9 protein-coding genes are annotated in these 11,833 nt (G+C 70.4%); 5 read left to right on the forward strand and 4 right to left on the reverse strand.

The features are described 5' to 3' along the window. Nucleotides 1-374: 374 nt before the first annotated feature. Entirely contained in the window at nt 375-3,149 is a 2,775-nt protein-coding gene (locus tag ACH4LD_RS38120) for an AAA family ATPase (protein ID WP_398055025.1), read from the forward strand. A 268-nt stretch (nt 3,150-3,417) separates the two neighbouring features. Then, nucleotides 3,418-3,909, forward strand: a complete 492-nt coding sequence (locus ACH4LD_RS38125) for a MarR family winged helix-turn-helix transcriptional regulator (RefSeq protein ID WP_398055024.1) — start codon at nt 3,418-3,420, stop codon at nt 3,907-3,909. A 965-nt stretch (nt 3,910-4,874) separates the two neighbouring features. On the opposite strand, the gene ACH4LD_RS38130 is transcribed toward ACH4LD_RS38125, so the two are convergent. Together ACH4LD_RS38130 and ACH4LD_RS38135 are read right to left on the reverse strand one after the other, a co-directional pair. Then, nucleotides 4,875-5,621, reverse strand: a complete 747-nt coding sequence (locus ACH4LD_RS38130; protein WP_398055023.1) for an SDR family oxidoreductase — start codon at nt 5,619-5,621, stop codon at nt 4,875-4,877. A 236-nt stretch (nt 5,622-5,857) separates the two neighbouring features. Then, nucleotides 5,858-5,989 (reverse strand): hypothetical protein, encoded by a 132-nt coding sequence (locus ACH4LD_RS38135; protein ID WP_398055021.1) that lies wholly within the window; start codon nt 5,987-5,989, stop codon nt 5,858-5,860. A gap of 754 nt (nt 5,990-6,743) precedes the next feature. Here ACH4LD_RS38135 and ACH4LD_RS38140 point away from each other — a divergent pair. The 3 genes from ACH4LD_RS38140 to ACH4LD_RS38150 all read left to right on the forward strand — a co-directional run bounded on the left by ACH4LD_RS38140 (nt 6,744) and on the right by ACH4LD_RS38150 (nt 8,943). Further along, entirely contained in the window at nt 6,744-7,085 is a 342-nt protein-coding gene (locus ACH4LD_RS38140) for an antibiotic biosynthesis monooxygenase family protein (RefSeq protein ID WP_398055020.1), read from the forward strand. Between the two features lie 506 nt (nt 7,086-7,591). Continuing rightward, complete coding sequence (locus ACH4LD_RS38145) at nt 7,592-7,888, forward strand: WhiB family transcriptional regulator (protein WP_398055019.1); 297 nt, start codon at nt 7,592-7,594, stop codon at nt 7,886-7,888. 617 nt (nt 7,889-8,505) lie between these two features. Continuing rightward, nucleotides 8,506-8,943, forward strand: coding sequence for a VOC family protein (locus tag ACH4LD_RS38150; RefSeq protein WP_398055341.1), 438 nt, complete (start codon nt 8,506-8,508; stop codon nt 8,941-8,943). Between the two features lie 476 nt (nt 8,944-9,419). Here ACH4LD_RS38150 and ACH4LD_RS38155 read toward each other — a convergent pair whose 3' ends face one another. After that, nucleotides 9,420-10,625: a globin domain-containing protein gene (locus ACH4LD_RS38155; protein WP_398055018.1), complete on the reverse strand. Its 1,206-nt coding sequence runs from the start codon at nt 10,623-10,625 to the stop codon at nt 9,420-9,422. 121 nt (nt 10,626-10,746) lie between these two features. Further along, entirely contained in the window at nt 10,747-11,190 is a 444-nt protein-coding gene (locus tag ACH4LD_RS38160; protein WP_398055017.1) for an RrF2 family transcriptional regulator, read from the reverse strand. Between the last annotated feature and the right edge of the window lie 643 nt (nt 11,191-11,833).

Here is an 11,833-nt window from a genome sequence, read left to right on the forward strand (position 1 = left end):
GCGAATACAGGAATGCGCGGGCGCACACGCTGTGGCGGGGCGACCGTCGCGGTGCCCCGCGCGATGGGACGGGTCGCACGCCGTCGTGTTCCCTGTTCCCCGGCGACGGGGCGTGCGTGTCCGGTGCGGGTCGGCTCCTGCCATTGCCGGCCGCACGGTGTCTCGGTTCAGGGGACGGGGTGGCCGGCCGCGGTGTTCAGGTGCAACTGGGGGCCGCGCCCCGTGGGCAGTGCGCTTCCCGCGGCGGAGTCGGTCTGTCCCGCCACAACCAGATCCTCCCTCTGCTCGCACTCGGGATGGTTCGGGCGATGCTTCGACAGAATGTGATGGTGAAGTCATGACAGGATGGTGGGTTTCCGGCGAAGGTGGACACCGTGCCTGATATCGCGCCGTTGCGGGGGCGACGCCGCGAGCTGGCGGAACTGGAAGCGCTGGTGAGCCGTGCCCGCCTCGGCCACAGCGGGGCGCTGATCGTCTCCGGTGAGGCCGGAGTCGGTAAGACGGCACTCCTCGACCACATCACGGCGCGGGCCGCGGCGCACGTCCGCACCGAGCGCATCGTCGCCTCCCAGTCCGAGATGGAACTCGCCTACGCCGGCCTCCAGCAGCTCTGCGGGCACATGATGGGTTCGGCCGCCCGGTTGCCGGGCCCGCAACAGGAGGCGATCGAGGTGGCGTTCGGGCTGCGCAGCGGCGCCGCCGTGCCGAGCCCGTTCCTCGTGGGGCTGGCACTGCTCGGACTGCTCACCGAGGCCGCGGAGGACCGGGCACTGCTGTGCATCGTCGACGACGCCCAGTGGCTCGATCAGGCGTCCGCGCGTGCCCTCGCATTCGCCGCCCGGCGCCTGGACGCGGAGGGTATCGCCCTGGTGTTCGCCATGCGCCAGGCCGATGATGTGTTCGCGGGCCTGACGCACATGGTCGTCGAGGGGCTGGGCCACGAGGATGCGTGCGAACTGCTGCGCCTGGCGGTGCCCGGTGGTCTCGACCGGCGCATACGCGACCAACTGATCGCGGAGGCTCGCGGCAACCCGCTTGCGCTGCGGGAGCTCCCCCGGGCCGTGGGCCCTGCCCGGGTCGCCGGCGGCTTCACCCTGGCGGACTCCCTGCCGCTGGAGAACCGCATCGAGCAGAGTCTGATGGTGCAGCTCGCCCCGCTGCCCGCGTCGGCGCGCCTCCTGCTGCTGCTGGCAGCCGCCGAGCCCACCGGTGATCCCGGACTGCTGTGGCGGGCGAGCGCCGCACTCGGACTGGACTCGAAGGCCTTCGAAGCGGCCAAGGACGCCGAGGCGCTCGTCGTCGGCACCCGCGTCGCCTTCCGTCATCCGCTGGTGCGGTCGGCCGTGTACCGGGCGGCGTCACCGGGGGACCGGCGTCGTGTCCACGCCGCCCTGGCGGACGTCACCAGCGTCGAACACGATCCGGACCGCCGCGCCTGGCATCGGGCCAGCGCGACGCTGTACCCGGACGAGGAGGTCGCCGCGGATCTGGAGCGGTCCGCGGTACGTGCTCGGACGCGCGGCGGTGCGGCTGCCGCGGGCGCGTTCCTGGAACGGGCGGCGGAGCTCACACCTTCGCCGTTCTCCCGCGGGCAGCGGTTGATCGCAGCCGCCGAGGCCACACACGACGCCGGCGCGCCTGCCGCGGCCCTGCGCCTGCTGGAGTACGTCCGCGCCCTTCCTCTCACCGCGTTGCAGGAGGCGCTCGTCGCGCGGCTGCGCGCTCGGGCGGGATACGCGCTGCGGCGCGACCGCGGTGGGGTACAGCAACTGCTCGCCGCGGCGCAGGGACTCGAAGCGCTCGACCCGGCGCTCGCCCGCGACACCTACATCGAAGCGCTGGCAGCCGCAACATACGGCGGCAGGCTCGGAGACGCCGAACAGGTGGCCGCCGTCGCGCACGCGATTCTCCGGGCAACGCCCGCCGCCGAGGAGACCGGCCGGGCACGGGACCTGATCCTGCGCGGCCAGGCGTTGCTCGCCACCGAAGGCCAGGAGGCCGCGCTCCCCACCCTGCGACGGGCGCAGCGTGCGTTCCTCGAACAGGCACCCGACTTCCTGGAGCTGCACTGGGTGTGGTTCGCCTCCCGCGCCGCCCAGGACCTGTGGGACCCCGACGGGCTCCGCGCGCTCGCCAACCGGCAGGTCGAGGTCGCCCGCGCCGAAGGCGTCGTCACCGTACTGCCGATCGCCCTGAGCCTGCTGATGCTGGTGCAGATGACCGACGGCGACCTGGACGGGGCGGAAGCCTCCTGCGATGAGATCGACGCCATCAAGGAGGTCACCGGCAATCCGCTCCCGCAGTACGGACGGCTCCTCCTCGCGGCATACCGGGGGCAGGCCGCCGAGGCGGAGCGCTGGACGGAGCAGATCAGGGCGGACGGGCACGCGCGGGGCGAAGGGCACGCGCTGTGCGCGGCCAACTTCTCCGAGGCGGTCCTCTACAACGGCCTGGGCCGCTTCGCCGAGGCGGTGGCCTGCAGTCGCCGCGAGCTGCCCTACACCCACGAACTGAACCTCGCGATGCGCACGCTGCTCGAACTGGTGGAAGCGGCCGCGCACACCGGCGAGCGCACGCTCGCCGAGCAGGCGTTCGAGAAATTGGCGCGCGTCACGCGGCCGGTCGGAACCACCTACGCGTTGGCCGTGCTGGCCATGGCGGAGGCGCAGTTGCGTGCGGGTGACGAGGCCGAGAAGCTGTACCGCGATGCGATCAAGGGCTTCGAACAAGAGCGGATACCGATCTGGGTGGCGCGTTGCCGTCTGTTGTACGGCGAGGCACTCAACCGCCGGGGGCGGTACGCCGACGCGCGCGAACAGCTCCGCCCCGCGCACCAGGTGCTCAGCGCCTGTGGCCTGAACGGCTTCGCCCAGCGCGCCGCGGACGAGCTGCGCGCGAGCGGAGAAACCTTGCGGGTCCGCGTGCGGGGGTCGGCGGCGCAGCTCACCGATCAGGAACTCAACGTGGCGCGCCTGGCCCGCGAGGGGCTGACGAACCGGGACATCGGCGCACGGTTGTTCATCAGCGCGCACACCGTCGAGTACCACCTGCGCAAGGTCTTCGTGAAGCTCGGCATCAAGCGACGGACCGAACTGAAGACCGCTCTCGCCGAACCCGGCCCCGATTCCGGGTCGGTTGACGTCATCTGACCGGAGGCGGTGTGACGACTCCACCACCAGGTGCAGCGAACGTCGAGTGAAGCCCCTGCAACTCGGTTCCCGTACAAGCCCACCGTTGACAACGTCGCCGGCTCAAGAGCGTTGGAGAAATCGTCGTACTGCTGCGGCTGTCACAACGACGACCCCTGGTCTGTCTACTTGCTGCAGACCAGCGGCGGCTGTTCCGCCGTCCTCCTGTGCCGGCATGTGTCATGCGGGACACGGCAGGGGCTGCGGACAGCAGGGAGGCCAACCAACCATGAACGCCGTTGCCGCTTCGATGGCCCGGTGGGACACGTTGACCCGTGTCCACCGTCGGATCGAGTCCCGGGTCGGGCGACACCTTCATCAGCACCTCGGGCTGGGCGCAAGTGAGTTCCACGCCCTGCGCGCGCTGGACGAAAGCGTGCGAGCCGGTTCGGGTCTGCTGTACCTCAACGTCCTGGCCGACGGGATCGGCCTGAGTCAGTCCGGCACCAGTCGTCTCGTCACACGTCTGCAGGACCGTGGACTGGTCGCCACGCGCCTGTCATCACACGACCGCCGCAGTGTCGAGATCGAACTCACTCCCCTCGGACACGAAGTGGTGGGGAACGGCTCTCCTGTCGTCCACAGGGCTGTCGAGGAGATCGTGCGGGAACTCCGTGCCGAGGGCACCGACGAGGACCTCGTCCGCTACCTGCGGGGCAGCACGCACGAAGCGATCACCCACTGGGTTCCGCCGGGCTCCGAAGTCACCGCGAGCAGATGACGCAGCAGGGGAGTGGGAGCAGTCTGAAACGGTGGTGGCTCGCGTCTCGCAGCCCGCGGACCTCACCAGCATGTCGCCGACAGGCCCACCCGTTCCAGCCGGATGGCCATTCGTCACATCTCAGTTCCGCGCAACCCCGCTGCCACGGCCCGCGGGTTGCCGCTCATGAGGGACCGAGAACGCAGCATCTCCATGACCTGCCGGCTGAAGAGCGCGGTCCATGGCACGCGGTACGTCGTCCAGGGCCTGCACTGATCCACGGCGCCGGCCGTGTGCGCCGGCCCGGACCGTGTTGCCTCACTGTCCGACCGGACGGGCAAGCAGCCGTCGAGCCTGCTCCCGGGGGCAACCTCACTGAGCTGGAAGAAGGGGCACAGGCCGGGGTCAGTCCCGGCCGAGGCGGACGCGGTGGCTCATGCCTCGAAGCGGCCACCTGTCGTGGACAAGGGGGCCGCTTGTGCGTCCGGCCGCCGGAGCGACGATGACTCCTTCAGCGAGCCGCCGGAACCGCTCGCGGTATCCATGCGTTTGAGTTGACGTTTCCGACTTCCGTAGCGGGAGGGCCCATGCGTGCTCCCGTTGCCGCCGACACCGCAACGGTCCCCTGCACGCCCGCCTGCAAGGCGTAGCGCTCTGTGGCGCCCACCGCCGCGGCCGGCCGGCGGCGAGGTGATGCCTCGGTCCGCGCTGCGCGGGCCGGCCGGAGGAGGGGGGAGCGAAGTGATCCGACGGGAGTATGCCGTGCTCCCCCAGAAGGGGGAGCACGGCACGAGGCGGGACCGGTGAGGCCCTGACGTCGGCTGCTGGGAAGTGGGACACCAGCCGCACGACCAGGAGCCTCGCCACGTCACCGGGCCCACCGACCCGTGGCCGTCACACCACCCATCGCCCCGTCGGTGCGCCGGCGTACGCGGCCTGATCGTGACGTGGGCTCGCCCGTTCCTCGCCAGGACCGCTTGCGCAGGCTACTTCTGCTGCGCGAGCCACTCGCCGAAGTGGACTTCGCCGATGTGCGCGTCCGGGCCCGGGAGGAGGGTGTCTTCCTGGATCTTCGCGCCCCAGTAGGTGCCGTTCGGGTCCGCGACGACCTTGCGCGTGTCCTGCTTCGCGGCAAGCTCCTTGCGGATCAGCTCGGGCAGTTCGAAGACGTCGGGACCCGCCACCTCGGTGATGCCGTTGAGGGGCTCACCGACGGCGGTGCGGCTGACGGCCGCGGCGACGTCGTCGGAGAAGACCGGCTGGATCTTCACGGGGAGGAGGGTCACCGTGTCACCGTCGGTCGCCTGGTCGGCGAGCCCCTTCGCGAACTCGAAGAACTGCGTCGCGTGGACGATCGAGTAGGGGATGCCTCCGTCCTTGATCAGATCCTCCTGCACCTGCTTGGCACGGAAATAGCCGCTACCCTGCAGACGGTCCGTACCGACCACGGACAGGGCGACGTGGTGGCTCACGCCTGCGGCCTTCTCCGCCTTGAGGACGTTGGACGTCGAGGTACGGAAGAACTCCATGACGTCGTCGTCCGCGAAGGACGGGGAGTTCGAGACGTCGACGACGACCTGGGCACCCTGGAGCACCTCGTCCAGGCCTTCGCCGGTGAGCGTGTTGACACCGCTGTTGGGAGAGGCAGGCACGGCCTCATGACCGTGCTCCTGCAACTTGGCGACCACCTTGCTGCCGATGAGCCCGGTCCCGCCGATGACGACCACCTTCATGATCAACCCTTTTGATGTGTCGCACGTTGTGCGATGTGGAAGTGGGGCGCTGTGTGCTACCCGTATGACCAGGGTCGAACGAGATCTGTGACAGCGCATCGGGCTCCGTGAAACCTGGCGGTACCGGACCGCCGGCCGCCGCCGTCTGTTGCCCCGCACCCGCGTCGTGTGATCCGCATCCTCCTCGGCCGCATTGGGCGGACCGGCCACCGAAGCCCCGGTTCATGGCCGCCGGATCAGCGTCGGTCGGCCTCGTCCGGAAGCACTGCGTGCGTGACCTTGCCGATGAGAGAGCCCAGGTCGTTCCAGGGCTCCGCCCGGCATGTGGCCACCAGCACGGCGCGGGCCGCCAGGTCGGGCCGGCGCATGACCTCCTCGCCCTGCCCCGGATCGGGTAGGTGCTCTCGACCAACGCGACCAGGCGTGCGACGGCCAGCGAGGTCTCGCCCGCGTCGGTGAGGTCATCGGCCGACGTGAGGCCGGGCTGGTCGAGCAGCCGGCGGCACCCGACAGGAGGAACGCCTCGGTGTCCTCGGCCTGCGGGGCTGCCGGGTGCGCGCCGCCTCGGTGACGGACGCCGTGGGAGCAGCCGCGGATCTTCACCTGGTCGCCGGCCCGGCCGACGAAGGTCAGGGCGCCGTCGGCGCGCAGGACCGGCCGCCGGTGCGGTGGAGCCGCCCGCTGGGCGCGGCGCCGGGCGGGTCGGCCACGAAGCGGTCGGCGGCGGCTCCAGGTCGCCCCAGGTGACCGCGCGCCGGCCCAGCCCCCGCCGCGGTGCAGCTCACCGCGGGTGCCCGCCGGGACCGCCTGCGGCCCGGCTCCCAGCCCATAGGCCCGCGCCCCGCGCCAGGGGGTGGGGCAGGGCCGGCGGTCCCGTGATCGCGTCGCCGGCACCGTGTTCCCGACGCCTCGGCGGACACAGACGCCAGGCCGGTGTCGTGAAGCGGGAGGCTTCTCGACCGAGGTGCGTCAGGGGACATGGGACCGGTTCCGGGGGACCTCGTTGAGGGCCGGGTGGGAACTCTCAGCGAGATGGTCCTCGACGCCCTTGCGCGACATCGGCAGCCGACCGTTGGTCACAGATGACTGGCATCGTCGGTCACTGTGGGCATGAGTCAATCCTTGGAATCGAAGACGGGCATCGACGGGCCGGTCACTGTCATCAAGCGCTACACCGTGCCGACGGGCGAGGCCGACTATTTCGTCGAGGTGTACCAGGAGAACGCCCGTATCATGTCGGCCCAGCCCGGCTTCCTCCGCTCCCGCCTGCACAGGCCACTCGCCGACACGCCTGAGGTGCAGTTCGTCCACATCGCCGAGTGGACCTCAGGCACCGCACTCGACAAGGCCACCGGCAACCCCGAATGGCATGCCTCACTGCAGCGCATGTTCGACGACCCGGGCCTTCACATCACCTCAGAACCTGCCAGCTACCGCGTCGTCGTGGAGCTTCACCCCTCCTGACAGCGGTGATCGCCGCCCGCACCCCTGGCCGGCGATGACCCATGACCCACGTCCATCCGGGACGGCGTCGTGCTCGTCGACGTCCAGACTGCCCCCGTACGCCATCTGACGCCGTCCCGGAGGGGTGACCCGTGCCAGCGGCAACCCTTTCCAGGGTCACGCACCTGTGCACTCCGACTCCCACGCCGACCGCATGGGAGCTGTCTCCCTGCCCGGTAGGGGCGGGTACGCGTAGCCAGGTGCAGTGCGCAGCGCCTCAGGCAGGGTTCTCCTCGTTCTGCACGACCCTTGAACGGGACGGGGGAGACGGACCTGCGGGGAAGCGGACCGGACGGCGGTACCGCCCGGTCCGCCGTCGACGACTGAGACGTCCGCCCCACGGGCTGTGGGGCCCACGCTTCCCGCCCCCCTCGGACCGGACGTGGTCCCCGCAGCCGCGGTGGGGCTCCAAGTTTTCACGCAACCATCACACACGTCCGGGTCCTGTGGGGGCGGGAGGAGGAGGAATGATGCGAACCAGACTGCTGCCGCTGCTGAGCGACTGGGAATGGCAGGAGCGAGCCGCCTGCCGCGGGATGAACAGCGCCGTCTTCTTCCCCTCTCAGGGGGAGAGGGGCCACCGGCGCCGCCAGCGGGAGGAACATGCGCGCCGGATCTGCGATCAGTGCGAGGTCATCGAGGCGTGCGCCGCCATGGCCCTGGACAACAACGAGCCGTACGGCGTGTGGGGCGGGATGACCGCGGGTGAACGCCAGGGCCGTTTCGCCCTGGACCATCGGGACGCCGGCCAGGGCGCCGGTTGACCGGTCCACGTGGGCAAGCCGACGGATGACCGACTTCGGCACCGAGCCGATCCCCCTGCCCCTCACTGCTCATGTGCTGACCGCCCCCGTCGCGGTGACGGACCAGCCACCCCGGGACACCACGGTCTGGCTCAGCCGACAAGGACCGTACCCCACCCCTTGACGACCGTGCCCGAGACCGACCCCGGTGATCGAGCGGACCATTGCCTGGCTCCAAGGCGTCCGCCGACTCCGCCTACCAAGAGACTCCAGGAAGAGATGTGGTCATGACGACGTTGCACGTCACTTTGCTCAATGCGCTCCGCGAGGTTCCGGCCGTGGAGCTGCCGTCCTTCACCCCCGTCGCCGGTGGTCGTCCCCCGCGCCGGTTCGCTCTGGAACTGCACGTGCCGCACGAGCGGCACCAGGAACTGGAGGCCGAGCTGCGTTCAGCCTCCGCACCGGAAGGAGAGCCTCTGCGGGGACGCGACGCAGCCTGGCGTGTGGTGAGCGGTTGGACAGCCACCTCACACGGGCGCAGCCCCGAGCTCTACGTCTATCGGGTGGAGATCCAGGAGGTGGAGAGTCCGGCGCGCGCCGAAACGGCTGCGGTCACCGCCGAAGGCAGCGAGCCCCCCTTGGAGTTCAGGCTGGAGCTGGTCGTCCTCCCCGTCTCCGACGTCGATCGCGCCAAGGCCTTCTATCAGGCGGTGGGGTTCCGCCTGGACGAGGACCACATCAGCGACGACTCATATCGAGTGGTACACATGACGCCTCCGGGATCTCCGTGCTCAGTTCTTTTCGGAACCGGGGTGACAACGGCCCTGCCTGGCACCGTCCGGGGGCTCCATCTCGTCGTGACCGACATCGAGAGGGCGTGTCTGCAACTGCGTGAGCGGGGAGTCAGGACGGGTGAGATCTTCCACGACACCTGCGACATGTTCCACCGTTGCACTGACGAAACGCGGCGCAGCGGCCCCCATCCCCAACGGCTCGAATACCGCTCGTACGCCACGTTCAACGACCCGGACGGCAACGAGTGGGTGCTGCAAGAGGTGCCTGCGCAGACCCGGTGAGGGCAGGGCGGACGACCGCATCCTCCACGTCGAGACGGAGCGGGGCCCGGGCTGACTCGCAGCTCGGCGTCGGTCGCCGTCGCGCCGGACGCGATGCTCGTTGGCCGATCGCGGTGGACCAACTGGTGGTGCCGTGCTGTCGCTCGGCCGTGCGGCCGGCCGCACGGCGGCCTGCCACGCCGCTCCGTCGAGAAGGGGACCGCCGCCCCGCGCCCGGCGGGAGCGTCTGATCCGGCGCTGATGCCGACAGCGGGATCTGGCAGCCGGCCTCGGCGCCGGGGCCGTTCGCGCGCATCCACGTCATTCGGGCCTGCCGCCCGTGAGCCGCCCGGTGTCTGCGAGGCCACCCCCGGACCCGGTGACGCCGACTCGTAGCTCGTCCGTGCGAGCGGGGGGCGGTCGTGCCGGGCCCGGAGGCCGGCGGCTCTCTTGCGGGACCGCGAAGAACAACGGGGGCGGCGCCGGCCCTACGGGGCCTACTTGCTGAGCCAGAGGTCGGGGCCGAAAACCTCGTAGTGGATGGCGGACGGGTGCAGTCCCTTGGCCAGCAACTGGCCCCGCACCGCGCGCATGAAGGGCAGCGGGCCGCAGAGGTAGGCGGTGGTGTCGTCGGTGACGTTCAGCTCGTCCAGGGCGGTGCGCCCGGCGTAGACCTGGGGGCCCGCGACGTGATGCGCGTCGTTTTCGTACCATACGTGCAGGTCGGCGCCGGGTATCCGGTCGACCAGCTGCGCCTGCTCGGCGCGATGGATGTGCTGACGCGGGCTGCGGTCGGCGTGGAGGACGGTGACGGGGCGCGTGGCGCCGGTCCGGCCGAGGTGGTCCAGCATCGAGAGCATGGGGGTGATGCCGATGCCGGCGGAGGCGAGCAGGATCGGCGTGTCGCCGTCGGGCAGGACCAGGTCGCCGGCGGGCAGCGACACGTCGAGGACGTACCCCTCCTTCGCGTTCGCGTGCAGCCAGGAGGAGACCTCTCCGTCGGGGACGGTCCCGTCGGCGGAGCGCTCGCGCTTGACGGTGATCCGCCAGGTGTCACGGCCGGGAGCGGTGGAGAGGCTGTACTGCCGGATCTGATGTGCGCCGTCGGGAAGCTCCACCCGGACGCTGACATACTGGCCGGGCCGGAAGGGCCGGGCGGGCCCGCCGTCGGCGGGGCGCAGGACCAGCGCGACCGCGTCGGGGGACTCCTGGTGGCGTTCGGTGACGACCATCTGGCGCCAGACGTCGCCGTCCTCGACGCCGGCGGCGGCGTAGAGGCGGGCTTCGGTGGCGATCAGCGCGTTGGCCATCAGCCAGTACACCTCGTCCCAGGCGGCGGCCACCTCGGGGGTGACGGCGTCGCCCAGCACCTCGGCGACGGCGGCCAGCAGGTGACGGCCGACCAGCGGGTAGCTTTCGGCGGTGATGCCGAGGGAGACGTGCTTGTGCGCGATGCGGGACAGGATGGCGTCCGGACGTTCGTCGGGCCGTTCGACCAGGAGCGTGGCGAAGGCGGCGACCGCTCCGGCCAGTGCTTCCCGCTGCGAGGCGTTGACCTGGTTCGTCCGGTTGAACAGGTTGAGCAGCAGCTCCGGGTGTTCTTCGAACAGTCGCTGATAGAAGCGATCGGTGATCGTGGTGAGCGAGGCTCCCGCGGCGGGGAGTGTCGCTCGGACGACGGGGACCGACTGCGCAGACAGCATCAGACACACTCCTGTGTTCGATGTTCCATGTAATTGGTATTTCAAATGCATATTTAAGGTCGTGTCCGACCCCTGCGGACCCCCGGCCGGGAGTTCTGCGGGAGGGGGGCGCCCCTCTTCGTCAGCCGGTGGGTGCGACGCCGAGGGTGAGAAGCACGGGCCCGGTCGGTGACTTCACCAGGTCCGCCACGGTCACGGTGTCGAGTGAGGCGTAGAAGGCCATCTGCGCCTGCCGCAGCGTGTCACGCAGTCGGCAAGCGCCGGAGAGGGGACATGGTGTGTCGCCCTCGCACACGACGACCTCGCGGTCGTTCTCCAGTGTCCTGATCAGTTCGCCGACGCCGGTCTCCCGGCCCGCGGCGGTCAGCGACAGTCCGCCGTTGCGTCCGCGCCGCGCCTCGATCACCCCGAGGCGCTGCAACTCCGCCACGGCTTTGGCCATGTGCGTGTACGGCACGTTCATGGCCTCGGCGATGTGTCGCGTGGTGACCAGCTGGTCACCGTCCAGGACGGCCAGCCGCATCACTGCCCGGAGTGCGAGATCCGTGTATCTGGTCAGCCTCACGAGATCACCGTAACATTGTTGCATCTCAGATTCGTATTTAGATGGTGTGATCCGAATCTCTCTGTCGGAAGCCGGCCGCTGACGTTGCCCGGCGCACGCGCGGCGGGTCGCGCTGCGGTGACCTCGGCGGCGTTGGCCGTCGCCTCGACCGTGCTGGACAGCCCCGCCCTGGCCCACGGGGACGCAGCCACGCACTGCCGATCGATCCTGTCCGGAACGCACCCCGGCCTCGCCCCGATCCGCGCCCCTGCCCACGTACGGTGAGCACCATGAAGCCCGACGCATGACGGCCTGCCGGTCGCGGCGCCCGCTCGATCACGGCGCGCCGGCCGGGCTGCGCGGTGTACATCACCGCCTTCTGCCGACGCGACTTTTCGATGCGGTCCTTCTCGACGAGGAGTTCGCGGTTGTCGCGCACGGCTTGGACGGATGTCTTCCGTTGGGGGTGTGCCGCGTTGACCGCGTCGAGGACCTCGCGCGCGGTGTGCGGGTATCCCGGAGACTTCAGCCGCAGGAGCAGGGCGAGTTCGTGCGGTGCAGGCCCGTCCGCCTTCCTGCCCACTTCTTCGTGGCGGCGGCCCTGCCCTTGGCGGCAGCCCTCTTCCTGACGGCCGGCCCGTCCTGGGTTTCGCGCCGCCGCGAG

Origin of the sequence: Streptomyces sp. NPDC017676 (genome assembly GCF_044329325.1) — a bacterium.
Lineage (GTDB): Bacteria > Actinomycetota > Actinomycetes > Streptomycetales > Streptomycetaceae > Streptomyces.

Coding starts and splice junctions, on each gene's coding strand:
- ACH4LD_RS38125 (WP_398055024.1), top strand. CDS start 3,418: ATGAACGCCGTTGCCGCTTCGATGGCCCGGTGGGACACGTTGACCCGT.
- ACH4LD_RS38130 (WP_398055023.1), bottom strand. CDS start 5,621: ATGAAGGTGGTCGTCATCGGCGGGACCGGGCTCATCGGCAGCAAGGTG.
- ACH4LD_RS38135 (WP_398055021.1), bottom strand. CDS start 5,989: ATGCGCCGGCCCGACCTGGCGGCCCGCGCCGTGCTGGTGGCCACATGC.
- ACH4LD_RS38145 (WP_398055019.1), top strand. CDS start 7,592: ATGATGCGAACCAGACTGCTGCCGCTGCTGAGCGACTGGGAATGGCAG.
- ACH4LD_RS38155 (WP_398055018.1), bottom strand. CDS start 10,625: ATGCTGTCTGCGCAGTCGGTCCCCGTCGTCCGAGCGACACTCCCCGCC.